The organism is Janthinobacterium sp. EB271-G4-3-2, assembly GCF_020858035.1.
In the GTDB taxonomy this organism is placed as follows: Bacteria; Pseudomonadota; Gammaproteobacteria; order Burkholderiales; family Burkholderiaceae_D; genus Janthinobacterium; species Janthinobacterium aestuarii.
In genome coordinates, this window is sequence record NZ_JACYMG010000006.1 from 209,183 (window position 1) to 232,795 (window position 23,613).

At 63.9% G+C, this 23,613-nt stretch carries 22 protein-coding genes; 9 read left to right on the top strand and 13 right to left on the bottom strand.

Going from position 1 to position 23,613, the window contains the following annotated elements; translation table 11 throughout:
* Nucleotides 1–2 precede the first annotated feature (2 nt).
* The gene (locus tag IGS55_RS14960; protein ID WP_230516304.1) at nt 3–1,292 is read right to left on the bottom strand and encodes a D-amino acid dehydrogenase; all 1,290 of its coding nucleotides are present in this window, start codon (nt 1,290–1,292) and stop codon (nt 3–5) included.
* A gap of 106 nt (nt 1,293–1,398) precedes the next feature.
* Here IGS55_RS14960 and IGS55_RS14965 point away from each other — a divergent pair, with 106 nt between their 5' ends.
* The 4 genes from IGS55_RS14965 (at nt 1,399) to IGS55_RS14980 (ending at nt 4,007) form a co-directional block, all read left to right on the top strand.
* Nucleotides 1,399–1,899, top strand: a complete 501-nt coding sequence (locus IGS55_RS14965) for an Lrp/AsnC ligand binding domain-containing protein (RefSeq protein WP_034754979.1) — start codon at nt 1,399–1,401, stop codon at nt 1,897–1,899.
* Between the two features lie 148 nt (nt 1,900–2,047).
* On the top strand, nt 2,048–2,395 hold the full coding sequence (locus IGS55_RS14970; RefSeq protein ID WP_230516305.1) for a hypothetical protein: 348 nt from the start codon (nt 2,048–2,050) through the stop codon (nt 2,393–2,395).
* Nucleotides 2,396–2,490: 95 nt separating this feature from the next.
* A complete protein-coding gene (locus IGS55_RS14975; RefSeq protein WP_230516306.1) occupies nt 2,491–3,057 on the top strand; it encodes a carboxymuconolactone decarboxylase family protein in 567 nt (188 codons plus the stop codon).
* Nucleotides 3,058–3,146: 89 nt separating this feature from the next.
* Nucleotides 3,147–4,007: a hypothetical protein gene (locus IGS55_RS14980; RefSeq protein ID WP_230516307.1), complete on the top strand. Its 861-nt coding sequence runs from the start codon at nt 3,147–3,149 to the stop codon at nt 4,005–4,007.
* Here IGS55_RS14980 and IGS55_RS14985 read toward each other — a convergent pair.
* Complete coding sequence (locus IGS55_RS14985) at nt 3,990–4,952, bottom strand: GlxA family transcriptional regulator (RefSeq protein WP_442908168.1); 963 nt, start codon at nt 4,950–4,952, stop codon at nt 3,990–3,992. The genes IGS55_RS14980 and IGS55_RS14985 overlap by 18 nt on opposite strands.
* Nucleotides 4,953–5,088: 136 nt before the next feature.
* On the opposite strand from IGS55_RS14985, the gene IGS55_RS14990 reads away from it, so the two are divergent.
* Both IGS55_RS14990 and IGS55_RS14995 read left to right on the top strand, forming a co-directional pair.
* The gene (locus tag IGS55_RS14990; RefSeq protein WP_230516309.1) at nt 5,089–5,727 is read left to right on the top strand and encodes a cysteine hydrolase family protein; all 639 of its coding nucleotides are present in this window, start codon (nt 5,089–5,091) and stop codon (nt 5,725–5,727) included.
* 54 nt (nt 5,728–5,781) lie between these two features.
* Nucleotides 5,782–6,342, top strand: coding sequence for a YdcF family protein (locus IGS55_RS14995; RefSeq protein ID WP_230516310.1), 561 nt, complete (start codon nt 5,782–5,784; stop codon nt 6,340–6,342).
* Between the two features lie 19 nt (nt 6,343–6,361).
* Here the strand turns inward: IGS55_RS14995 and glpK are convergent, their stop codons facing one another.
* The 8 genes from glpK to glpD form a co-directional block, all read right to left on the bottom strand.
* The gene (glpK, locus tag IGS55_RS15000; protein WP_230516311.1) at nt 6,362–7,855 is read right to left on the bottom strand and encodes a glycerol kinase GlpK; all 1,494 of its coding nucleotides are present in this window, start codon (nt 7,853–7,855) and stop codon (nt 6,362–6,364) included.
* A gap of 78 nt (nt 7,856–7,933) precedes the next feature.
* On the bottom strand, nt 7,934–9,661 hold the full coding sequence (locus IGS55_RS15005; protein WP_034779106.1) for an ABC transporter substrate-binding protein: 1,728 nt from the start codon (nt 9,659–9,661) through the stop codon (nt 7,934–7,936).
* 72 nt (nt 9,662–9,733) lie between these two features.
* Entirely contained in the window at nt 9,734–10,009 is a 276-nt protein-coding gene (locus IGS55_RS15010; RefSeq protein ID WP_034755012.1) for a DUF2160 domain-containing protein, read from the bottom strand.
* Nucleotides 10,010–10,040: 31 nt separating this feature from the next.
* The gene (locus IGS55_RS15015; protein ID WP_070222208.1) at nt 10,041–10,847 is read right to left on the bottom strand and encodes a carbohydrate ABC transporter permease; all 807 of its coding nucleotides are present in this window, start codon (nt 10,845–10,847) and stop codon (nt 10,041–10,043) included.
* A complete protein-coding gene (locus IGS55_RS15020) occupies nt 10,844–11,728 on the bottom strand; it encodes a carbohydrate ABC transporter permease (RefSeq protein ID WP_034754965.1) in 885 nt (294 codons plus the stop codon). The genes IGS55_RS15015 and IGS55_RS15020 overlap by 4 nt, the downstream gene beginning before the upstream one ends.
* The gene (locus IGS55_RS15025) at nt 11,728–12,828 is read right to left on the bottom strand and encodes an ABC transporter ATP-binding protein (RefSeq protein ID WP_230516313.1); all 1,101 of its coding nucleotides are present in this window, start codon (nt 12,826–12,828) and stop codon (nt 11,728–11,730) included. The genes IGS55_RS15020 and IGS55_RS15025 overlap by 1 nt, the downstream gene beginning before the upstream one ends.
* Before the next feature lies 1 nt (nt 12,829).
* Nucleotides 12,830–13,924 (bottom strand): ABC transporter ATP-binding protein, encoded by a 1,095-nt coding sequence (locus IGS55_RS15030; RefSeq protein ID WP_230516314.1) that lies wholly within the window; start codon nt 13,922–13,924, stop codon nt 12,830–12,832.
* 74 nt (nt 13,925–13,998) lie between these two features.
* Nucleotides 13,999–15,543, bottom strand: coding sequence for a glycerol-3-phosphate dehydrogenase (gene glpD / locus IGS55_RS15035; RefSeq protein WP_230516315.1), 1,545 nt, complete (start codon nt 15,541–15,543; stop codon nt 13,999–14,001).
* 193 nt (nt 15,544–15,736) lie between these two features.
* Here glpD and IGS55_RS15040 point away from each other — a divergent pair, with 193 nt between their 5' ends.
* The 3 genes from IGS55_RS15040 to IGS55_RS15050 all read left to right on the top strand — a co-directional run bounded on the left by IGS55_RS15040 (nt 15,737) and on the right by IGS55_RS15050 (nt 18,350).
* The gene (locus IGS55_RS15040; protein ID WP_175444512.1) at nt 15,737–16,495 is read left to right on the top strand and encodes a DeoR/GlpR family DNA-binding transcription regulator; all 759 of its coding nucleotides are present in this window, start codon (nt 15,737–15,739) and stop codon (nt 16,493–16,495) included.
* A 355-nt stretch (nt 16,496–16,850) separates the two neighbouring features.
* Entirely contained in the window at nt 16,851–17,354 is a 504-nt protein-coding gene (locus IGS55_RS15045) for a MarR family winged helix-turn-helix transcriptional regulator (protein ID WP_230516316.1), read from the top strand.
* A 78-nt stretch (nt 17,355–17,432) separates the two neighbouring features.
* Nucleotides 17,433–18,350, top strand: coding sequence for a pyridoxal-phosphate dependent enzyme (locus IGS55_RS15050; RefSeq protein ID WP_230516317.1), 918 nt, complete (start codon nt 17,433–17,435; stop codon nt 18,348–18,350).
* A 3-nt stretch (nt 18,351–18,353) separates the two neighbouring features.
* Here IGS55_RS15050 and IGS55_RS15055 read toward each other — a convergent pair whose 3' ends face one another.
* The 3 genes from IGS55_RS15055 to IGS55_RS15065 form a co-directional block, all read right to left on the bottom strand.
* Entirely contained in the window at nt 18,354–20,351 is a 1,998-nt protein-coding gene (locus IGS55_RS15055) for a diguanylate cyclase domain-containing protein (RefSeq protein WP_230516318.1), read from the bottom strand.
* Nucleotides 20,348–20,869: an adenylyl-sulfate kinase gene (gene cysC / locus IGS55_RS15060; RefSeq protein WP_230516319.1), complete on the bottom strand. Its 522-nt coding sequence runs from the start codon at nt 20,867–20,869 to the stop codon at nt 20,348–20,350. Before cysC ends, IGS55_RS15055 begins: the two co-directional genes overlap by 4 nt.
* Before the next feature lie 70 nt (nt 20,870–20,939).
* Complete coding sequence (locus tag IGS55_RS15065) at nt 20,940–23,609, bottom strand: nitrate reductase (protein WP_230516320.1); 2,670 nt, start codon at nt 23,607–23,609, stop codon at nt 20,940–20,942.
* Nucleotides 23,610–23,613: the final 4 nt, after the last annotated feature.

The following is a 23,613-nucleotide window of genomic DNA, read 5'->3' on the forward strand; positions in this document are numbered from 1 at the left end:
TCTCAGGCCGCCGCGTGCTGCAGTTTGCCATGGCCCTGCGCGCCGCTGTAGCGGCTGACGGACAGGTCGTCGGCCAGGATGGCCGGCTTTTTCGACGACATCAGGTCGGCCAGCAACTGCGCCGAACCGCAGGACATGGTCCAGCCCAGGGTGCCGTGGCCCGTGTTGAGGAACAGGTTGCGCAGCGGCGTGCGGCCGACGATAGGCGTGCCGTCCGGCGTCATCGGGCGCAAGCCCGTCCAGAACGTGGCCTCGGCCGTGTTGCCGCCGCCGGGGAACAGGTCGTTGACGACCATCTCCAGGGTTTCGCGGCGGCGCGGGTTCAGGTTCAGGTTGTAGCCGGCGATTTCCGCCATGCCGCCCACCCGGATGCGGTCGTCGAAACGGGTCACGGCGATCTTGTAGGTTTCATCGAGGATGGTCGACACGGGCGCCTTGGCCGCGTTGACGATAGGCACGGTGATCGAATAGCCTTTCAATGGATACACGGGAATGTCCAGCAGCGGCTGCATGAAGCCCGTCGAATAGGAACCGAGCGCCACCACATAGGAGTCGGCCTTGACGATTTCCGCGCCGCACTGCACGCCGGCGATTTCATCACCCTGCGTCAACAGCGCGTCGATGGAGACGCCGTAACGGAACTTCACGCCCAGCGCCACGGCCATCTCGGACAGGCGCGTGGTAAACAGCTGGCAATCGCCCGTTTCATCATTGGGCAGGCGCAGGCCGCCGAACAGTTTATCCTTGACCGCTTCGAGGGCCGGTTCGGCGCGCGACAGTTCGTTGCGCTGCAGTACTTCATACGGCACGCCCGCATCCTTGAGCACTTCGATATCCTTGGCGGCATCGTTGTATTGCTTTTCGGTGCGGAACAATTGCATCGTGCCTTGCTGGCGGCCTTCATACGTGATACCCGCCTCGGCGCGCAGCACCTTGAAGCAGTCGCGGCTGTATTCGGCCAGGCGCACCATGCGTTCCTTGTTCACGGCATATGCTTCCGGTGTGCAATTACGCAACATCTGCCACATCCATTTGAGCTGAGCGGCGCTGCCGTCGAGCGAGATGGCCAGGGGCGCGTGGCGCTGCATCATCCACTTCACGGCTTTCAGGGGAATACCGGGCGCAGCCCATGGCGAAGCGTAGCCGGGCGAGATTTGCCCCGCATTCGCGAAGCTGGTTTCCAGTGCCGGGCCCGGCTGGCGGTCGATGACGGTCACCTCATGTCCTGCCTTGGCCAGATAGTAAGCACTGGTGACGCCGATGACGCCGCTACCCAGAATCACGATACGCATAGTTTCCTCATTATATTTTTTTAGGCTGACGCCAGATTAACCGCTATCATATTGGGAAAGAGCCAGTATTTGTTCACGTATAAATCGAGATATTCAGCAATAAATCATGAGAATCCTTAAAGAATCGGCACGTGGCCTCGACAAGCTGGATCGCCACATCCTGCGCATCCTGCAACAGGATGGCCGCATCTCGATGAAAGACCTCGGTGAACAGGTGGGGCTGTCCATCACGCCCTGCATCGAGCGGGTCAAGCGCATGGAGCGCGATGGCGTCATCACGGGCTACCATGCCAAGGTGAACCCGGCCGCGCTGGGCGCCAAGCTGCTCGTCTTTGTAGAGATTACGCTCAATCAAAAATCCGCGTCCGCCTTCGAGCAATTCCGCCGCGAAGTGCTGCAAATTCCCGAGGTACAGGAATGCCACTTGGTGTCGGGCGACTTCGATTACCTGATCAAGGCGCGCATCCATGAAATGGCCGAGTACCGCAAGTTGCTGGGCGACATGCTGCTGCAGCTGCCCGGCGCCGCGCAATCGAAAAGCTATGTGGTGATGGAAGAAATCAAGGAAACGCTGGCGCTGTCGACCGACGTATTGCAGAGCCGGTAAAAGTACCGCCAGCCGGCACCAAAGGCATCGTTTTGTGCACCTTTGTATAATCTTGTAGCACATTGCCTGGTTCGCAAGCACACTCCTCTCCTGACATCACGCCCGTCCCCTCTGAGATTGGAAGCAGTGATGCACACTGGGAGTCCCTATGAACACATTGATCAAACTGGCAGTTTCCTGCCTCGCGGGCCTGGCCGTGGCCATGTGCACCGCCAGTGAATACAAGGTCAACCGCGCGCCGGACAATGGCGCCATCTATCAAAACATCAAGGTCGGCAAGACCACCCGCCTCGACCTCGACGCGGCCCTGGGCAACGCCACCGTCGTCAGCTTCGATCCCGGCTATGAAGTCTGGGTCTACAAGAACCAGCTGCAAGCGCCCAAGGTGACGCGGCTGATCCCCCAGCTCGGCGAAAAAGGCACGCGCGAAGTGGCCGTCATGTTCGACCAGGCCGGTATCGTCAGGAAATTCCGGATACACGAGCCGCGCAAGTAGGCGCACAGCGAACGGGCGCCGCCTGCCACGCTGGCTGGCTATACTGGCTGCTGGCTACCGCCGCCCACCGCTCACCTACCCAGCAAGGAGTTCCCATGCGCCTGCCCCTGATCGCTCCGCCAGACCTGACGCCCGAACAGCAGCCGCTGTACGACGATATGCGCAAAGGCATCACCAGCAATTTCAACGATTTCATCGCCGTGCGCGAAGACGGCGCCCTGATGGGACCATGGAATCCGTGGCTGCACGAACCGGCCATCGGCAAGGCCATCTGGGACCTGATCCTGGCCATGACGGCCAACGCCACGCTGCCCGATAACCTGCGCCAGATTGCCATCCTGGTGGTCGGCGCGCGCTACAACGCCGCCTATGAAATCTATGCCCACATCGCCGTCGCGGAGCGCGAAGGCATGTCGGCCGAGCGCCTGGCCACGCTGGTGGCCGACGTCAAGCCGGTCGACCTCGACCAGCATGAGAGCATCGCCTACGACCTGGCCTACGCGCTCAGCGGCGGCGGCACGCTGCCGGAGCCGCTGTACCGCCTGGCGCTGGCCACCTTTGGCCAGCACGGCACCAACGAGCTGATCTACCTGGTGGGCCTGTACGCGCTGGTCTCGACCACCTTGAACGGCTTCAACGTGCCGGTGCCGGAACGCGACTGAAGGGCCTTGCCCCTGCCCAGGTGCCGTGACAGGGAACGCTGGTGGATGCGCTCTTGCTCTACACTGGCGTTTTATCCTCTATAACTTCCATGCAACCACCTGCAAACCTCGCCCGCATCTCGATCGAACAAGACTGGCAACACACGACAGCGTATCCACCGCTCGGCTTCACCCCGTTTGCAGAAAGTGCACTGGGCAATGGCGACACGTTCGGCCTGTACTGGCCCATCGGCCGCGAAGCGGCGGAACCGATCATCGTCGAAACGTGGCACGACGAGTGGCGCATCCAGCCGCACTTTTCCAGCCTGACGGCGTTTCTGCAAGCCTACGCAGCAGCGGAAGACGAGTATGTCGGCACACCAGCACTGGCCGACGACCCCGCTTCGCCTCGCGCCGCTTTCCTGGAAGCCAAGGAACAGATCGCGCAGCGCAAGCCGGAGGCGGCCATCGCGCTGCTGGAAGCGGCGCTGGCCATCGTTCCCGAATATACGGACGCCCTGGTCTTGCTGCACGGCCAGTACGTGCGCGCGGGAAGAACCGGTGACGCCGTCAGGGTGGCGATCCAGGCCATCATATCGCCACCGTCATTCGGCGGTCCGCCCCTGAAAGCCTTGCAATGGCTGCGCACGCAACCGGTGCCGGAGGGGGAGCTTGACCCCATCTGGCGCGCCTGCGGGCAGTTGTCGTTCCACTTTGGCGGCAGCAAGGAAAATGGGGATTATCGCGTGCTGCTGGCCGCCATCGACGACTACCTGGCCCAGGGCGACTCGATACGCGCCTCGACCCTGATGCAGACCTACGCCGAACTGATGAGCGCGGAAACCGTCTCGTTCCAGGAACGCTACGCCTTCGATCCTGCCGCCTTCATCGCGCGGCAAATCGCCGTCAGCGCGATGCTGCCGCAGGGCAGCCGGGACCCGGCGTCGCTATGGTCAGGCAACCTGGCCTAGCTGCTGCCGGAATAGCTTGCGATACGCCGACGGCGACGTCTGCAAGTTCGCCCGGAAATGCTGGCGCAGCGACAGGGCCGTGCCGAAGCCGGACTCTTGCGCCACGACATCGATCGAGGCCGCGCTCTTTTCCAGCAAGCCTTGCGCATGCGCCAGGCGCTGGTTCAGCAGCCACTGCTTGAACGACGTGCCCATGGCCTGGCGGAAGTGGCGCGTGAAATTGCGCCGGCTCATGGCGGCCTGTTCGGCCAGCGCGTCGATGCTGTGCGCCTGGCCCAGGCTGGCCGTCACGCCCGCGAGCACGTCGGCAAAGCGCCCTTCGCTGCCGGACACGGGCAGCGGACGCTCGATGAATTGCGCCTGCCCGCCCTGGCGATGCGGCGCCACCAGCAGGCGGCGCGCCACCCGGTTCGCCACCTCGGCGCCCGCCAGCTGGCGCAGCAGATACAGGCAGCAATCGAGGCCGGCCGCCACGCCGGCCGACGTCAGCACGGCGCCATCGTCCACATACAGCACTTCCCGGTCCACCCTGACCTTGGGATAGCGGGCCGCCAGCCGGTCCGCCATGCCCCAGTGCGTGGCGGCGCTCTTGCCATCCAACAAGCCCGCCTGCGCCAGGGGAAACGCGCCCAGGCACAGGCCGACCATGCGCGCGCCGCGCCGGCTCGCCGTCTGCAGCGCCGCGACCAGGGGCGCGGCCGCATCGCGGCAATCGTCGTGCCAGGCCGGCATGATGACGATATCGGCCCCGTCCAGCCCTTCCAGGCCGAACTCGGGCGTGATGCCGAAGCCGGCCGCCGTGCGCAACGGTACGGGATCGGCGGCGCATACGCGCACGTGGAAAGGCGGCAGATCGGCCTCGTCGGTCTGGGCGCCAAACACGAGGCAAGGCACGGACAGGTGAAACGGCGTCATGCCGTCGAAGGCGATCACGGCCACGCTCAAGGGGGAAGAAGAAATGGTAGGCATGGCCCGATTTTATCGCAGATAGGCCTTTGGGCCACTTTTTGTTCATGCCGCGCGGCTTGAAAATGGCTGTATCGGGGAAGTCCTTCCTCTTTCAACCATTCAGGAGTCACGCATGTCCAACACTACCGCACCGCGCCGCGCCCTGCTCGTCATCGACGTGCAAAACGAATACTTCACGGGCGACATGCCCATCGAATATCCATCCGTCGACATTTCCCTGCCGAACATCGTCCAGGCCATGGCCGCCGCCCGCGCCGCCGGCGTGCCCGTGATCGTCGTCCAGCACGACGCGCCGGAAGCCTCGCCCATCTTCGCCAAGGGCAGCGACGGCTGGCAATTGCATCCGCAAGTGGCCGCCTTTGCCGCCGACCACCGCATCAACAAGACCATGGGCAGCGCCTTTGCGGGTACGGACTTGCGCGCCTGGCTGGATGCTCACGGTATCGACACCCTGAGCGTGATCGGCTACATGACGCACAACTGCGACGCCGCCACCATCTACCACGCCGCGCACGACGGCTTGCAGGTGGAATTCCTGCAGGACGCCACCGGCACCCTGCCGTACGCCAATGCGGGCGGCACGGCCAGCGCCGAGGAAATCCACCGCGTCTTCAGCGCCGTGTTCCATTCGAATTTCGCCGCCGTCGCCAGCACGCAGGATTGGCTCAAGGCCGTAAGCGAAGGCAAGCCGCTGGAAATCGACAATATTTATCTGTCGAACCAGCGCGCGCGCAAGGCGCAGGCGAACTGACGCCGGCGGGAATGGACGGGTATCATGCGTCCATTCCCAACTTGATGATGAACGATGCGAAAAATAACTGTGCTCGGTTCAAGCGCTGTTGGCTTGTTCCTGCTGGCCACGGCGGCCCTGGTCCTCGATGGACTCAACGACAAGCCGGCCCCCGCCGACGTGATCGTCGTGCCCGGCAATACGATCCTGCCTGACGGCACGCCCAGCCCCCGCCTGCGGGCGCGGCTCGACGTAGCGCTCAAGCAATTTCAGGAACACAGTGCGCCGCGCATCCTCGTCAGCGGGGCGACGGGCAAGGAAGGTTTTGACGAGGCCGCAGCTATGGCCCGCTACCTGCAATCGCGCGGCGTGCCGGCTGGCGTCATTATTGAAGATAATCAAGGCTGGACGACGGACGCCACGGCCCGCAACGCTGCGGCCCTGATGCGCCAACACGGCTGGCACACGGCCATGGTGGCCACGCAATACTTTCACGTGCCCCGCTTCCGGCTGGCGCTGGAGCGCAGCGGCATCACCGTCAGCGGCCACGTGCACGCGCCCTATTTCGAGCTGCGCGACCTGTATTCCGTGCCGCGCGAAACGGTGGGCTATGCCGTGTATTTCATGCGCCATTGATCCTGGCTTATTCCCTGACTCACTCGCTCCAGTCGCGCGAGCGTTCCACGGCCCGCTGCCACTTGTGCAGCCGGCTCAAGCGTTCATCGGCCGCCATGGCCGGCTCGAAACGGCGTCCCACCTGCCACTGGGCGGCGATTTCTTCCTGCGATTCCCAAAAGCCCACGGCCAGGCCCGCCAGGTAGGCGGCGCCCAGAGCTGTCGTTTCCGTCACCACGGGACGCACGACAGGTACATTCAATATGTCGGCCTGGAACTGCATCAGCATGTCGTTGCGGGCCGCGCCGCCATCGACGCGCAGTTCGGAAAGCGCGATGCCCGCATCGTCCTGCATGGCGGACAGGACGTCCACGTTCTGGTAGGCCACGCCTTCCAATGCCGCGCGCGCGATGTGCGCCTTGCCCGTGCCGCGCGTGATGCCGATCAGGGTGCCGCGCGCATACGGGTCCCAGTACGGCGCACCGAGGCCAGCGAACGCGGGCACGAAAACGAGGCCGCCCGAATCGGGCACGCTGGTGGCCAGCGCTTCCACTTCGGACGAGTCGCGGATGATGCCGATGCCGTCGCGCATCCATTGCACGGCCGCGCCGGCGATAAAGGCGCTGCCTTCGAGCAAGTAATCGGTCTTGTCGCTGCCCGCGCCCAGGCTCCAGCCCACCGTCGTCAGCAGCCGGTTTTTCGATGGCAAGGGGCGCTTGCCCACGTTCATCAGCATGAAGCAGCCCGTGCCGTAGGTATTCTTGGCCATGCCCGGCTTCAGGCAGGCCTGGCCGAACGTCGCCGCCTGCTGGTCGCCCGCGATGCCGGCGATCGGTACGGAGATGCCCAGCAGATCAACGTGCGTGTGTGCGGCCACGCCGCTCGAGGGCACGACGTCGGGTAGCAGCGAGGCGGGAATATCGAGCAGCGCCAGCAGATCCGTGTCCCATTGCAAAGTATGAATGTTGAACAGCATGGTGCGCGCCGCGTTGCTCGTGTCCGTCAAGTGGGCGCCGCTCATCTTGTAGATCAGCCAGCTGTCGACGGTGCCGAAGGCCAGCTCGCCCCGTTCGGCGCGCGCGCGGGCGCCGGGAACGTTGTCGAGCAGCCATTTGAGTTTGGTGGCGGAAAAATAGGCATCCAGCACGAGACCCGTCTTTTGCTGGATCACGTCCGCCTTGCCCTGCTCGACCAGCTGCTCGCAATAGGCCGCGTTTCTGCGGTCTTGCCAGACGATGGCGTTGGCGACGGGTTCGCCCGTGGCGCGGTCCCACAGCACCGTCGTTTCGCGCTGGTTGGTCACGCCGATGGCGGCCACGTCGGAAGCGGCCACGCCGCTGTCGCGCAGCACCTGCTGCAGCACGCCTTCTTGCGAGGCCCAGATTTCGTTCGCGTCATGCTCGACCCAGCCCGGCTGGGGGAAAATCTGGCGGAACTCGCGCTGCGCGCTGGCGTGCGGCCGGCCCGCATGGTCGAACAGGATGGCGCGCGAACTGGTGGTGCCCTGATCTAAAGCAAGTATATATTTGGTCATTGTCTGGTGGCGCGGAAAAACGGGTAAAAACAGGCACGGAGCGGATTCACTCCGTGCCCTCGGCACTGCGGCGGCAGTTTACCTTACCTTGCCTTCTTTCCAGGCTTGCAGCAGCTTGTCGTAGGCAATCGTTTCACCCTTCGGTTTTTCATTCGCCAGCTTTTTCCATGGGGCGTGCTGGTCCGACAGATACTGGTTCGGATCGACCTTCGGATTGAGCTTGGGCGCGCAGGCCTTCATGCCGGCCCGCTGCAGGCGCGCCATGACCTGGTCCATTTCCTCGGCCAGGTTATCCATGGCGGCTTGCGGCGTTTTTTCCGCCGTGATGGCCGTGGCCACGTTCTTCCACCACAGCTGCGCCAGCTTTGGATAGTCGGGCACGTTGTTGCCGGTCGGCGTCCACGCCACGCGGGCGGGGCTGCGGTAAAACTCGATCAAACCGCCGTATTCGTTCGCATGTTTCGTGAAGTAATCGTGGCGGATGTCGGAATCGCGGATGAAGGTCAGGCCGACGATGGATTTCTTCAGCGACACGGTTTTCGATGTGACGAATTGCGCGTACAGCCAGGCGGCGGCCTTGCGGTCATCGGGCGTGGACTTGAACAGGAACCAGGAACCGACGTCCTGGTAGCCGTTCTGCATGCCCTCTTTCCAGTACGGGCCGTGCGGCGACGGCGCCATGCGCCATTTCGGCGTGCCGTCCTTGTTCACCACCGGCAAGCCCGGTTTCGTCATGCCGGCCGTAAATGCCGTGTACCAGAAGATTTGCTGGGCGATTTCGCCCTGCGCCGGCACGGGGCCCGATTCCGAGAAATTCATGCCGTTCGCCTGCGGCGGCGCGTATTTCTTCATCCAGTCGATGTATTTCGTCAGCGCAAAGACGGCCGCCGGCGAATTGGTGGCGCCGCCGCGCGACATGGACGCGCCCACGGGCGTGCACTTGTCGGCCGCCACCTTGATGCCCCACTCGTCGACGGGCATGCCGTTCGGAATGCCCTTGTCGGCCGCGCCAGCCATCGACAGCCACGCATCGGTGAAGCGCCAGCCCAGCGAAGGATCTTTCTTGCCATAATCCATGTGGCCATAGACTTTTTTGCCGTCCAGTTCCTTCACGTCATTCGTGAAAAAATCGGCGATGTCTTCATACGCGGACCAGTTTTGCGGCACGCCCAGCTCGTAGCCATACTTGGCCTTGAACTTGGCTTGCAAATCCTTGCGCGCGAACCAGTCTGCACGGAACCAGTACAGGTTGGCGAATTGCTGGTCGGGCAACTGATAGACCTTGCCGTCCGGCGCCGTGGTAAAGCTGATGCCGATGAAATCCTTCAAGTCCAGGCCAGGATTGGTAAATTCCTTGCCCTTGGCGGCCATGTAGTCGGACAGCGGTTCGACGGCGCCATAGCGGTAGTGGGTGCCGATCAAGTCGGAATCGGAAATCCAGCCGTCATAGATGCTCTTGCCGGACTGCATCGACGTTTGCAGCTTTTCCACCACGTCGCCTTCCTGGATGATGTCGTGGCGCACCTTGATACCCGTGATTTCCTCGAAGGCCTTGGCCAGGGTCTTCGATTCGTAGACGTGGGTGTCGATGGTTTCCGAAACCACGGAAATCTCCTTGATGCCCTTGGCTTTCAGCTTGGCCGCCGCATCGATGAACCATTTCATTTCAGCAAGCTGTTGCTGCTTGCTCAGGCTGGACGGCTGGAATTCCTTGTCGATCCAGGTTTGCGCCTGCTTGGCGTCGGCCAGGGCCGCATTCGACACGAGCATGGCCGCAGCCGCGAAGACCGTGAACTTCAATTTCATCGTGAATCTCCTTTTATAGTTTTTACCGGCCGCCTGCTGGCGGTACGGCATCCATCAACACCGGCAAGCCGGTTATCCCCAACGCATAACAATCAACAACAACACAAAACTGATGGCAGCGCCTATCGCCTGCTGCATTTCCGTAAACCCCGCCCACGCCAGATTCACATAGGCCGCCGTGAGCAAGCCGATGAACAGGCGGTCGCCGCGCGTCGTCGGCATGGGCAAAAAACCCTTGCGTTCGATGCTGGGCGAGCGGATTTGCCACACCGTCATGCCAGCCAGCATCAAGCCGATGCAAATGAAGAAGATGGCCACTTCCGGCGTCCACGCCATCCAGCCGAACAGGCTGGCTGTGCTATCGGTATTATTTTCCATGTCACACCCTCCCCATCGCGAAACCCTTGGCAATGTAATGCCGCACGAACCAGATCACCAGCGCGCCAGGCACGATGGTCAGCACGCCCGCCGCCGCCAGCACGCCCCAGTCCATGCCGGCCGCCGAGACGGTGCGCGTCATGGTGGCGGCGATCGGCTTGGCGTTGACGGAAGTCAAAGTACGCGCCAGCAGCAATTCCACCCAGCTGAACATGAAGCAGAAGAACGCCGTCACGCCCACGCCCGACTTGATCATCGGCAAGAAGATGCGGATGAAGAAGCGCGGGAAGCTGTAGCCGTCGATATACGCCGTCTCGTCGATTTCCTTCGGCACGCCGGACATGAAACCTTCCAAGATCCACACGGCCAGCGGCACGTTGAACACCATGTGCGCCAGCGCCACGGCCAGGTGCGTATCCATCAGGCCCACCGTCGAATACAGCTGGAAGAACGGCACGAGGAAGACGGCGGGCGGCGTCATGCGGTTGGTCAGCAGCCAGAAAAACAAATGCTTGTCGCCAACAAAGTTGTAGCGCGAGAACGCATACGCGGCCGGCAAGGCGACCGTGACCGACATCACCATGTTCAAGGCCACGTAAATCATGGAATTGATGTAGCCGCTGTACCAGGACCGGTCGGTAAAAATCGTGTGGTAGTTGGCGAACGTCCATTGCTGGGGCCACAGGCTCAAGACCCCGACGATTTCCTCGTTGGTCTTGAGCGACATATTGAGCATCCAGTAGATGGGCAACAGCGAGCCCAGCAAAAAGACGATCAGGATGGTGCTGCTCATTTTCTTGTGCATCATTTCTGGTCTCCCGTGCCGACCCGCTGCATCCACGTGTACAGCACAAAGCAGAACAGCAGGATGATGAGGAAATAGATCAGTGAGAAGGCCGAGGCCGGGCCCAGGTCGAACTGGCCCACGGCCTTTTGCGTCAGGTACTGCGACAGGAACGTGGTGGCATTGCCCGGTCCGCCGCCCGTCAGCACGAACGGTTCCGTGTAGATCATGAAACTGTCCATGAAGCGCAGCAAGACGGCGATCATCAGCACATTGCGCAGTTTCGGCAGCTGAATGTAGCGGAACACGGCCAGGCGCGAGGCGCCGTCGATGCGCGCCGCCTGGTAATACGCGTCGGGAATGGCGCGCAAGCCCGCATAGCACAGCAGCACGACCAGCGGCGTCCAGTGCCAGATATCCATCACCATCACCGTCAGCCAGGCGTCGAGCGAATTGCCGTTGTAGTTGTAGTCAAAGCCCAGCTGGTTCAGGGTATAGCCCATCAGACCGATGTCGCCGCGGCCGAAGATTTGCCAGATGGTGCCCACCACGTTCCAGGGAATGAGCAAGGGCAGCGCGATCAGCACCAAGGCGAGGGACGCCTTCCAGCCATCGGCCGGCATGCACAGGGCAATCAGGATGCCCAGCGGAATCTGGATGGCCAGCACGGAGCCGGAAAACAGCAGCTGGCGCAGCAAGGCGCTGTGCAGGTCGCCGTCCAGCATGACCATGCGGAACCATTCCGTGCCCACGAAAACCTTTTGCGTGGGGCTCAAAATATCCTGCACGGAATAGTTCACCACCGTCATCAGGGGCAGGATGGCGGAAAAGGCCACGCACAGCAGCACGGGCAAGATCAGCAGCCAGGCGCGGCGGTTGTTATCGGTTTTACCGTTATGTATCATCAGGCCACCCGCTTATCGTTGACATAGTAAAGGGTGCGTTGCGGCGGAAAGCGCAGCCGCACGGCATTCCCGGCGACGGCATCAATGGCGCGCAGCTTGGCCGCCACCGTCGCGCCGCCCAGCTGGAATTCCGCCAGGTAATGCGTGCCCATGTTGCGCACGGCCGTCACCGTGGCGTCCAGGCAATGGTCGCTCCCCGCGCCGCCCTCACCTACCGCCAGGCATTCGACGAATTCCGGCCGCACGCCCAGCGTGATTTTCCCTGGCGCGCCAGACAGCGCCGCGCGGGCGGCAGCGGACACGGCCAGCGCCTGTCCCGCCACGCGCACGCCGCCATCGTCCAGGGTGCAATCGAGCAAGTTCATGCCCGGGTTGCCGATGAAATAGCCGACAAACGTGTGCTCGGGTTCCTCGAACAGCGCTTGCGCGCTGCCCGTCTGCACCACTTCGCCCTGCGTCATGACGACCACCTGGTCGGCAAAGGTCAGCGCCTCCACCTGGTCGTGCGTGACATAGATCAGGGACAATTTGAGTTCGTGGTGGATTTCCTTGAGCTTGCGGCGCAACAGCCATTTCAGATGCGGATCGATCACTGTCAGCGGTTCGTCGAACAGCACGGCCGCCACGTCGGGACGCACGAGCCCCCGTCCCAGCGAAATCTTTTGCTTGGCATCCACGGACAAGCCGCTGGCGCGCAATTTCAAGTCGCCCGTCAATTCCAGCATCTGCGCCACTTGCTGCACGCGCTTTTTCACCTCGATCTCTTTCCAGCCGCGATTACGCAGCGGAAACGCCAGGTTGTCGTGCACGGTCATGGTGTCGTAGATGACGGGAAACTGGAACACTTGCGCGATATTGCGCGCCTCGGTCGGCAGTTGCGTGACGTCCTTGCCGTCGAACAGCACCTTGCCATGCGATGGCTTTACCAGGCCGGAGATAATGTTGAGCAAGGTCGTCTTGCCGCAGCCGGACGGCCCCAGCAAGGCGTAGGCGCCGCCGTCATGCCACGCCATGCTCATGGGCCGCAGCGCATAGTCGGCCGGTGCGGTGGGATTCGGTTTATAGGCGTGGGCCAGGTCGACCAGTTCGATGCGCGCCATGTCACGCCCCTCCTTGCGCAGGAGCAAACAGCAGGCCGCCATCACTGGCAAAGATCAGCAAGGCATGCGGCTGGCAATACACGGTGCAGGCGCTGCCGATCTCCAGGTTGTGCACGCCGCCGAGTTGCGCCACCAGGGCCAGGTCGCCTCGGCGCGCATGCACATAGGTTTCCGAGCCGCTGATTTCCGCCAAATCCACCTGCGCCGCGATGGCCACGTCGCCATCGGACTGCGGCGACAGATGCAGGCTGTGCGCGCGCACGCCGAGGATCACCTCCGTGCTGCCACCGAGGCGGGCGCGCTGTGCGCCGCTCAAATGGATCGACAGGCCATCGGCCGCCTGGGCCACGCCGTTCGCATCCAAGCGGGCGGGGATCAGGTTGATCGGCGGGTCGCTGAAGGTGCGCGCCACGTCGATGGAATTGGGCGCGTTGAAGACGTCCAGCGTCGGCCCCTGCTGCAGCAGTCGTCCCTCGTGCAGCACGGCCACGTGGCCGCCCAGCTGCAGCGCTTCCAGCGGTTCCGTGGTCGCGTACACGACCGTCGTGCTGCCGCTGGAAAACAGTTCCGTCAATTCGCGGCGCAATTCCTCGCGCAATTTGTAGTCGAGGTTGACCAGGGGTTCGTCGAGCAGCAGCAGCGACGCATCCTTGATCAGCGCGCGCCCCAGCGCCGTGCGCTGCTGCTGGCCGCCCGACAACTCTCCCGGTGTGCGCTGCAGGTAAGGCGTGATGTGCAGGCGCTCGGCCAGCGCCAGCACTTTCGTGCGTATCTGCTCCTCGGGTACCTTGCGCAGGCGCAAGGGCGAAGCGATATTGTCGTAGACGGTGAAGGCCGGATAGTTGATGAATTGCTGGTACACCATGGCCAGGTTGCGTTTGCTGACGGGCACGCCCGTCACGTCGACGCCGTCGGCCGTCACGGTGCCCCCGCTGGGCTTGTCCAGGCCCGCCATCACGCGCATCAGGGTCGTCTTGCCGGCACGCGTGGTGCCCAGCAAGACGTTGATGGCGCCCGGCACCAATGCCAGCGACATCGGATATAAAAAGTCGTCAGCCCCCTGCTTCCTGCTGATCTTGTCCAGTACCAGTTGCACGCGCTTCTCCTCCAGTGATGGTTTCTTATTCTTCGCCGCACCCTCTGCGGGGCGCGGTCGCCAACGTTTTGTGCTTACGGCAAAGGGTGTTGCAACAGCCAGGCATCGAGCGTGCCCGCCGTCTCGCGCGGCAGGTGCAGGCCCAGCTTGGAACGCCGCCACAGGATGTCGGCCGCGCTGACGGCCCATTCATGGCGCCGCACATAATCAACTTCCGCCGCGTACAGGCCGGCGGCAATTTCCTCGCCCATGGCCGCCACGTCCGCCCGCCCTTCGAGCAGCACGTGGACGCGCGTGCCGTAGGCGCGTGCATAGCGCGCCACCAGCGCCGCCGGCAGCCACGCATATTCGCGCTGCAAGCCTTGCACGAATTGGCCGAACTCGCGCACGGCCCGGTTCTGCGGCACGGCGCCATACACGTCGCCGCCGGGCAGGCAAGCCTGCTCCGTCCAGGCCGGACGCGCGTTGCCCAGCAAGGGCGCCAGCATGTCCATCGCTTCCTCGGCCAGCTTGCGGAAGGTGGTGATCTTGCCGCCAAAAACACTGAGCAATGGCGCACCTTCCCGGTCCAGCTCGAAACGGTAATCGCGCGTGACGGCCTTGGCGTCGGCCGCCGCGTCTTCCACCAGCGGGCGCACGCCCGCATACGTCCAGACCACGTCGGCCGGCACGATTGGCTTGCTGAAATAGTAACTGGAAAGCTCGCACAAGTAACGAATTTCCTCGTCATCGATTTCCACCTTGCCAGTGTCGCCGTGATAGTCGAGGTCGGTGGTACCGATCAGGGTGAAATCGTGCTCATACGGAATGGCAAACACGATGCGCCCGTCCGGATGCTGGAAGATATACGCGTGATCATGATCGAACAGGCGCTTGACGACGATATGGCTGCCCTTGATCAGGCGCAAGTGCCGGCCCTGCCCGCCGGGCGTCGCCTGCCGCAGGAACTCGGCCGTCCACGGCCCGGCCGCATTGACGACGCTGCGCGCGCGCACCGTCGTCTGCGTGCCGCTGGCGTGCTGCAAGGTGGCCTGCCAAGCGTCGCCTTCGCGCGCCAGCATCATGCAGCGCGTGCGCGTCAGCACGTGCGCGCCGTTGTCCGCCGCGTCGATGGCATTGAGCACCACGAGGCGCGCATCGTCGACCCAGCCGTCGGAATACACGAAGCCGCGCTTGAACTGGGGTTGTAACGGTGTGCCGGCCACATGGCGCGTCAGGTCGATGCCGCTGGAGGCCGGCAGGATTTCCCGCTTCGCCAGCATATCGTAGAGGAACAGGCCGGCGCGTATCAGCCAGGCCGGACGCTGCCCCTTCGCGTGCGGCATGACGAAACGCAGCGGCCACATGATGTGCGGCGCCGAGCGCAGCAGCACTTCGCGCTCGATCAGCGCCTTGCGCACGAGGCCGAACTCATAGTATTCGAGGTAGCGCAGGCCGCCATGTATCAGCTTGGTGGAAGCCGACGAGGTGTGGGACGCCAGGTCATCCTTTTCGCACAGCACCACGGACAAGCCCCGCCCGGCCGCGTCGCGCGCGATGCCGGCGCCATTGATGCCGCCGCCGACCACCAGCACGTCGCATTTGATCGCTGTCTCCACACCCTGCTGTGCTGCGGCCATCGGGACTCCATGTATGTCAGGACACGCCGGCGAGGAAAGACTAGGCATCGCCGGCGACTGTCGTTAAGATCAATACAGATGTAATTCGAATGCAATATGGATAAGATACGCCAGTTTGCGAATCGATAGCAACATATTTTTATCACTATTTGTTCGTTTTTGTTCGTTTGTGTTTTTTTAAAGAGACAAGCCCATGATTTTGAATCCCCGCCAGCGCCGCCTGCTCGAAGTGGTGCGCCAGAAGGTCACCATGTCGGTCGAAGAGCTGGCCCAGCAGCTGGACGTGACGCCGCAAACCGTGCGCCGCGACGTCAAGCAGATGGAAGAAGCGCGCCTGCTGGCCCGCTACCACGGCGGAGTCGGCTTGCCCTCATCCGTGGAAAACATCGATTACAGCCAGCGGCAAGTGTTCAACAGCGACGCCAAGCGGCGCATCGCGGCCGCCGTCGCCGCGCAAGTGCCGCACGGCTGCTCGCTGCTGATCAATATCGGCACGACGACCGAGGAAGTGGCGCGCGCGCTGGGACGGCACACGGGCTTGCACGTGGTGACGAACAACCTGAACGTGGCCGCCATCCTGGCCGACAACGCGGCCTGCGAAGTCATCGTGGCCGGCGGCGTGGTGCGCGGGCGCGACCGCGGCATCGTGGGCGAAGCCACCATCGACTTCATCCGCCAGTTCAAGGTCGACATCGGCATCATCGGCATTTCCAGCATCGACGAGGACGGCAGCCTGCGCGACTTCGACGCGCGCGAAGTGAAGGTGGCGCAAGCGATCATCGAACAGTCGCGCGAAGTATGGCTGGTGGCCGACCAGCATAAATTCGGGCGCAAGGCGCTCGTGCGCCTGGCCGACCTGGCGCAAATCGACATCTTGTTTACGGATGCGCCACCGCCGCCCCGCTTTGCCGAAGTGCTGCGCGAAGCGGGCGTGAAGGTGGTGCTGGCCTGAGGGGTCACATTTCCGCAGTAAAACTGCGCGCTGTCGCGTGGGCAATACGTCTTGTGTGGGCCAGCATACAGAATGATATGAAATATTTATCAATTCGGCAAAAATGCTGTTACCATTGATGCAACATGAGTTATTTTTTTAATCTTCCTCTCTCGCAATACGATTATTTGCTTGATATTGCTTTTTATTTATCTAGAGTAAGAAAAAAGGAAAAAACTCTTTGCCGCTGAGTGATTTCCTGTGAAAACAGTGTTAAAAATACCTCAAGCACGATGATAGTTCCCAAACAAACCACTCGACAGCAAGCGTGAAGGCCTTAACCATGCCGGCAACGCCGCCCAGTGAAGGAAGAGAAATGAGCCATAATTTTGAATCGGCCGCCATGCCGCAAGCCGCCCGTCCCAACAGCGTTCCCGTCAGCGAACTGGAAGCCCACCTCGGTTACTGGCTGCGTTTCGTTTCCAACCATGTTTCCCACAGTTTCCAGAAAAAAGCCGAAGCCAATGGCGTGACGGTGTCCGAATGGGTGGTGCTGCGCGAAATGTTCCGCCTCGGCTGCACCTCGCCCACGGTGCTGGCGCAAGTGTCCGGCATGAGCAAGGGCGCCGTATCGAAACTGATCGACCGCCTGGAAAGCAAGGGCATGGTCAGCAAGTCCATCCTGCTGGCCGACCGCCGCCAGCATTCGATCGAGCTGACCACGGAAGGCGAGGCGCTGGTGCCCGTGCTGGCCGAGATGGCCGACCAGAACGACGAGGAATTCTTCGGCAAGCTGCCGCGCCAGCTGCGCGACGACCTGCTCGAAGCGATGAAGGAAGTGGCGCGCACGCACCAGCTCAAGAGCGCCCCGCTGAACTAAGTCAATACCGGCAAGGGTGACGCGGCGGCGCGCGCGCTTCGGCTATGATGCTGGCCTGACTGTTTACCAGGAACACGCATGGCCCTGCACATCGAAACTCCCTTGCTCAACTCGCGCGCCCTGAGCCTGCTCAGCGAACGCGCCATCTGGCTCAAGCTCGAAGCCTTGCAGCCGCCCGGCTCCTTCAAGATCCGCGGCATCGGCCTCGCCTGCGAAGAATACGCGCGGCGCGGCGCCAGCCGTTTCATCTCCTCTTCCGGCGGCAATGCCGGCATCGCCGTCGCCTATGCGGGACGCCAGCTGGGCATTCCCGTCATCGTCGTCGTGCCGGAAACGACGAGCGAACGGGCCAGGGCACTGATCGCCCAGGAAGGCGCCGAAGTCATCGTGCACGGCGCCGCCTGGCAGGAAGCAAACGCGCTGGCGCAATCCATGCTCACGCCGCAAGACGCCTTTTTGCACCCGTTCGACGACCCTCTGCTGTGGCAGGGCCATGCCGGCATGATCGATGAAGTGGCCGGCGCCGGCCTGAAACCGGACGCCGTGGTGCTGTCGGTGGGCGGCGGCGGCCTGCTGGCCGGCGTGGCCGAAGGCTTGCAGCGCAACGGCTGGGATGACGTGGCCATCGTGGCCGTGGAAACGCAAGGCGCCGCCTCGCTGGCGGCCGCCGTGGCCGCGCGCGAACACGTGGCCCTGCCCGCCGTGACGAGCATCGCCACGTCGCTGGCCGCGCGCCAGGTGTGCGCGCAGGCATACTCGATCAGCCAGACGCGCCCGCTGCACAGCGTCGTGGTATCGGACCGGGACGCCGTCGACGCCTGCCAGCGGTTTATCAGCGACCAGCGCCTGGTGGTGGAGCCGGCCTGCGGCGCGGCGCTGGCGGCCGTCTACGGCAAAGTACCGGAACTGGCGCCCTACCGCAATGTGCTCGTCATCGTCTGCGGCGGCGTGACGGCCACCACGCAGCAGCTCGACCACTGGAGCGCCGCCCTGTAGCAGCTACGGCACCGCCTCGAGCAGCGCCACGCCATCGCGGCCCTGCCCCTTGGCCGCGTACAGGGCCTGGTCGGCCAGGTCCAGCAGCTGCGCCGGCGTCAGCGCGCCTTCGCGGAAGATGGCGATGCCGATGCTGGTCGTCACCGGCAGCGGGCCGCCGGCCAGCTCGAAGGGCTGGCGGATGGCGTCGACGATCTTGGCGCCGACCTGGCGCACTTCGGCCGCGCCGTTCACGCCTTCGAGAATGATCACGAACTCATCGCCGGCCAGGCGCGCCACCAGGTCGCTGGCGCGCACGCTGCGCACCAGGCGCGAAGCGAATTCCTTCAGTACCTCGTCGCCCGCCTTGTGTCCCAGGCTGTCGTTGATGGCCTTGAAACGGTCGATATCGAGATAGGCGAGCGCCATCGGCGCGCGCGCGGCGCGCGTGCGCTGCATGCTTTGCGCCAGCTGCTCGTCGAAGCGGCGCCGGTTGGCGATGCCCGTCAGGGTGTCGGTGGCGGCAGCGAACTGCAGCGCCGTATGCATCGCCTTGGTCTTGGTGATTTCGTGAATCAGGCCATACACGCCTTCCACCGCGCCGCTCTCGCCCACATCGGGCACGTAGCTGGTATGGAAGGTGCGCTCCCCCGCCTCGTTGTCGACCGTGAATTCATAGTCGACCTCCTCGCCCGCGAAGGCGCGCAGCAGGTGCTGCTCGCGCAGCTGGTAGGCTTCCTCGCCCAGCACCTCGCGCATGGAATGCATCAGGCTCTCCCTGGCCGAGACGCCGAACCATTTTTCAAACGTCGCATTGATGAACTGGTAGCGGTGTTCGCGGTCGATATACACGATCACCACGGGCACATGGTCCGTCAGCAGTTTCAAGCGCCGCTCGCTGTCGCGCGTTTGCGCCTCGGCGATTTCGCGCTCGGCCACCAGCGAGTAAAAATCGCGGCTCAAGTCGCCGATCTCGTCGCGCCGCTCGATTTGCAGCGCCTCGATGCCCAGGCGCTGGCGGCGGATCTGGTGCACCTGGCGGCGCAAGCGCTCCAAAGGCCGCAACAGGCGCAGCACGATGCGCCAGCCGGCCAGGCCAGCCAGCGCCGCCAGCAGCACGGCGGCCAGCAGGATCTTGCTGCGGATGGCGTGCAGCGGCGCAAAGGCCTCGCTCATCGGATACACGGACGCCAGTATCCAGCCCGTCGAGGCGATGCGGTGGTAGGCGAACAGGGCATCGATGCCCTGCGTGGTGGTACCCGTCATCCAGCCTTCGTAGCCCTGCATGGCGCTCCGCGTGGGCACGCTGACGGGGCCGTGGGCTTCGATATGCTGCATGATGCGCGACTTGTCGGGATGCTCGACGATGACGCCTTCGCTGGTCATGATGTACAGGTAGCCGCCAGGGCCCGGCTTGAGGGCGCCGAGACGGCCGAGGAAATCGGGCTGGCGCAGGTTGACGCTGGCCGCCAGCACATAGCGCACGCCGCCGTGCGCGTCGAACACGGGCTGCGTCACCACCACGATGGGCATGCCGGAAATGCTGCCGTTGAGCGGCGATGAAATCACGGAACGCCGGGTCGCCAGCGTCTGTTCAAAGTAAGAGCGGCCTTTCACATTCAGCCCCGCCTGCGGCTTGAAGGGACTCACGCTGGCCAGGACGATGCCGTCGGCACCGACCACGCCGGCCGAATAAAACTCCTTGCTCAGCACCGTTTGCGCAGCCAGGAAACGCTGCAGGCTGGCGCCGTCGTGCACGCCGCCGGCCGCCAGGCTGTCCGCGATCGCGCGCAGCACATTGCGCTTCGCGTCGAGTTCCTCGTCGATGAAGACGGCGGCGCTGGCCAGCGATACGTACTGCTGGCGCCCCATCACGTCGCGCATGCCGCGCTCGGCCACGGCCAGGGTGGCCAGTGCCAGCGAGGCGACCGCGCCCAGCACGAGCAGGAAGACGACCACGCTCATGCGCGCCTTCAGGCTGGCGGGCAGGCGCCGGCGCAGTCGTTTGCGCCAGCTTGTCACTGGCGCTGCCGCAAGTACCGGCAAATGTGTTCGACCGACTCGTCCAGCGCCAGCGCCTGCGTGTCCAGCGTCAGCGCGGGTGCCAGCGGCGCTTCATAGGGCGCGGAAACGCCCGTGAATTGCGCCAGCTGCCCCGCGCGCGCCTTGGCATACAGGCCCTTGACGTCGCGCGCCTCGCACACGGCAACGGGCGTGCTGACATAAACCTCGACGAACCGCGCCGCGCCGATGATCTGCCCGGCCATAGCCCGGTCGGCGCGGTACGGGGAAATGAAGGCGGCGATGACGATCAGGCCCGCGTCATTCATCAGGCGTGCCACTTCGGCCGTGCGGCGGATATTTTCATGCCGGTCTTGCGGCGTAAAACCCAGGTCCCGGTTCAAGCCATGGCGCAACTGGTCGCCGTCGAGCAATGTCACGGCGTGTCCCTGCGCCTGCAGCGCTTGCGCCAGCGCCAGCGCAACAGTAGTCTTGCCGGCGCCGCTCAGGCCCGTCAGCCAGACCGTCTGATGTTGCATTGCTATCATTATCCTGCCCCTATGTTGTAGAGCGGCAATATAACAAAGCCTCACGTGAAAGGACAGTGTATCAGGCCGCGCCGCGCATTTCGGCCAGCAACTGTCGTATCTCTGGTACGCAGGAGCCGCAATTGCCGCCCGCCTTGACGCAGGCCGTCACCTGCGCCGTCGTCTCCAGTTTTTGCCCGGCGATGGCCGCGCAAATGGTGTTGCGCCCCACGCCAAAGCACGAGCACACGATGGGACCGGCGTCCACGCCCTTGCCGATGGGCTGGCCCAGCAGCACGCCGGCGCGATCAAGCGCATCCATTTGCGCGTGCGCAAACAGGCCCGCCAGCCAGCTGCGCGACGGCAGGTCGGGACGGGGTGAAACATACACGCATTGCGCGATACGCCCGTCGTCCAGGTGCACGGCGCGGTACACGCCGGCGCTGGCATCCGCGTAATCGAGCCAGTCGGCATTGTCGTCCGTGACACCGAGCAGCGCGCGCGCCCAGGCGCCCAAGTCGTCGATGCGCTGGCGGCCGGCCATCTCGTAGCGCAGGAACTGCTCGCCCTGGATGCGCGTCCAGTGCGCCACGCCGTCCAGGTTCAAGGGCGTGCGGCTCAAAACGAACGCATGCCAGTGCACGCGGAACTGCTCGATGCGCACGGGCGTGTGCTTGAATTCGGGCTCGCCCGAGACGGGGTCGACGACGGGGTTGACGACGGCGCCCACGCGCGCGTCCGACGCATTCGCGTCGCTCCAGTGGATCGGCACGAAGACCTGGCCGCGCGCGATGCCGCCGCCATGCACGACCCTCGCCACCATCGCGCCCCAGGCGCTGGAAATGCGCGCCAGCTCGCCTTCGCGCACGCTGTACAGCAACGCATCCTGCGGGTGGATGTCGATGAACGCTTCGGCGATATGGCCCGACAGCCTGGCCGCCTTGCCCGTGCGCGTCATCGTATGCCACTGGTCGCGCACCCGGCCCGTATTCAGGATGAGCGGATAGTCCTCGTCTGGCACGTTGCGCGGCGCGCATGGCGCCGTCGGCACGAAGCGCGCGCGCCCGTCCGCATGCGCGAAGCGGCCGTCGCCGAACAGGCGCGCCTGGCCTTGCGGCCACTGCTGCGGCGCCAGCGCGTCGTAGCGCGCCGCATCCAGGCCCGCCAGGTGGCCCAGGTTGAACAAACGCTTTGTGGCCCCGTCGTTGCGGAAGGCGGACAGGCGCGCGTGCTCGTCGAAGATGGCTTGCGGCGCCGTGAAATCGAAGCCGGCATAGCCCATGCGGCGCGCCACGTCGCACAGCACGTCCCAGTCGGCGCGCGCTTCGCCGGGCGCCGGCAGAAAGGCGCGCTGGCGCGAGATGCGGCGCTCGGAATTGGTCACCGTGCCATCCTTTTCACCCCAGCCCAGGGCGGGCAGCAGCACGTCGGCATGGGCGTTCGTGTCCGAGCCGGCGCTGATGTCCGACACCACCACCAACTCGCATTTGGCCAGCGCGCGGCGCACCTGGTCGGCGTCCGGCATGCTGACCAGCGGATTGGTGGCGATGATCCACACGGCTTTCACTTTGCCCGCCTCGATCGCGTGGAACAGCTCCACCGCCTTCAGGCCAGGCTTGTCGGCGATGCGCGGAGAGTCCCAGAAGGTTTGCACGGCTGCGCGGTGCGCCGGCTTGTCGAGATCCAGATGCGCCGCCAGCATATTGGCCAGGCCGCCCACTTCGCGCCCGCCCATGGCGTTCGGCTGGCCCGTGAGGGAAAACGGTCCCATGCCGGGCTGGCCGATGCGCCCCGTCGCCAGGTGGCAGTTGATGATGCTGTTGACCTTGTCCGTGCCGCTCGACGACTGGTTCACGCCCTGCGAAAAGGCCGTGACGACCTTGCGCGTGGCGGCAAACGCCTGGTAGAACGCCAGCAAGGCTTGCGGGTCGACCTTGCAGATTTTCGCCACACGCAAAGGATCGGAACAGTCGACATGGGCGGCTGCCAGCGCTTCATCGAGGCCGCTGCTGTGCCGCGTCACGAAATCGCCGGCGATCGCGCCTTCACGCGCCAAGTAGCACAGCAAGCCGTTGAACAGCCACACGTCCGTGCCCGGTTTCACGGGCAGGTGCAGGTCGGCCAGCTCGCAGGTGGCCGTGCGGCGCGGATCGATCACCACCAGTTTCATCTCCGGCCGGGTTTCGCGAATGCGGGCGATGCGCTGGAACAGGATCGGGTGGCACCAGGCCGTGTTCGAACCCACCAGCACCACCATGTCGGCCAGTTCCAGGTCTTCATAGCAGCCCGGCACGATATCCTCGCCGAACGCGCGCTTGTGGCCGGCCACGGCCGACGACATGCACAGGCGCGAATTGGTGTCGATATTCGCGCTGCCCACATAGCCCTTCATGAATTTATTGGCGATGTAATAGTCTTCCGTCAGCAGCTGGCCCGAGACGTACAGAGCGACGGCGTCGGGGCCGTGTTTGTCGATAATGGCGCGCAGGCCGCCGGCCACTTGGTCCAGCGCGGCATCCCAGGAAGCGCGCCGCAGCATGCCGTCGATGCGCACCTGCGGCTGCAGCAGGCGCTGATCAAGATCCAGGGTGTCGCCGAGGGCCGAGCCTTTCACGCACAGCTTGCCCTCGTTGGCAGGGTGCGCAATGTCGCCGGCGATGCGGATGGCGCCGTCGGGCAGGCGTGTCGCTTCCACGCCGCAGCCGACGCCGCAATACGGGCAAGTGGTTTTCACGGGCGTGCAAGTGGTCATGGGG

Coding starts and splice junctions, on each gene's coding strand:
- IGS55_RS15015 (WP_070222208.1), bottom strand. CDS start 10,847: ATGATGCACAAGAAAATGAGCAGCACCATCCTGATCGTCTTTTTGCTG.
- cysC (WP_230516319.1), bottom strand. CDS start 20,869: ATGCAACATCAGACGGTCTGGCTGACGGGCCTGAGCGGCGCCGGCAAG.
- IGS55_RS15050 (WP_230516317.1), top strand. CDS start 17,433: ATGGCCCTGCACATCGAAACTCCCTTGCTCAACTCGCGCGCCCTGAGC.
- IGS55_RS14995 (WP_230516310.1), top strand. CDS start 5,782: ATGCGAAAAATAACTGTGCTCGGTTCAAGCGCTGTTGGCTTGTTCCTG.
- IGS55_RS14980 (WP_230516307.1), top strand. CDS start 3,147: ATGCAACCACCTGCAAACCTCGCCCGCATCTCGATCGAACAAGACTGG.
- IGS55_RS15005 (WP_034779106.1), bottom strand. CDS start 9,661: ATGAAATTGAAGTTCACGGTCTTCGCGGCTGCGGCCATGCTCGTGTCG.
- IGS55_RS14960 (WP_230516304.1), bottom strand. CDS start 1,292: ATGCGTATCGTGATTCTGGGTAGCGGCGTCATCGGCGTCACCAGTGCT.
- IGS55_RS14970 (WP_230516305.1), top strand. CDS start 2,048: ATGAACACATTGATCAAACTGGCAGTTTCCTGCCTCGCGGGCCTGGCC.
- IGS55_RS15020 (WP_034754965.1), bottom strand. CDS start 11,728: ATGATACATAACGGTAAAACCGATAACAACCGCCGCGCCTGGCTGCTG.
- IGS55_RS14990 (WP_230516309.1), top strand. CDS start 5,089: ATGTCCAACACTACCGCACCGCGCCGCGCCCTGCTCGTCATCGACGTG.
- IGS55_RS15040 (WP_175444512.1), top strand. CDS start 15,737: ATGATTTTGAATCCCCGCCAGCGCCGCCTGCTCGAAGTGGTGCGCCAG.
- glpK (WP_230516311.1), bottom strand. CDS start 7,855: ATGACCAAATATATACTTGCTTTAGATCAGGGCACCACCAGTTCGCGC.
- IGS55_RS15025 (WP_230516313.1), bottom strand. CDS start 12,828: ATGGCGCGCATCGAACTGGTCGACCTGGCCCACGCCTATAAACCGAAT.
- glpD (WP_230516315.1), bottom strand. CDS start 15,543: ATGGCCGCAGCACAGCAGGGTGTGGAGACAGCGATCAAATGCGACGTG.
- IGS55_RS14975 (WP_230516306.1), top strand. CDS start 2,491: ATGCGCCTGCCCCTGATCGCTCCGCCAGACCTGACGCCCGAACAGCAG.
- IGS55_RS15065 (WP_230516320.1), bottom strand. CDS start 23,609: ATGACCACTTGCACGCCCGTGAAAACCACTTGCCCGTATTGCGGCGTC.
- IGS55_RS14965 (WP_034754979.1), top strand. CDS start 1,399: ATGAGAATCCTTAAAGAATCGGCACGTGGCCTCGACAAGCTGGATCGC.
- IGS55_RS15045 (WP_230516316.1), top strand. CDS start 16,851: ATGAGCCATAATTTTGAATCGGCCGCCATGCCGCAAGCCGCCCGTCCC.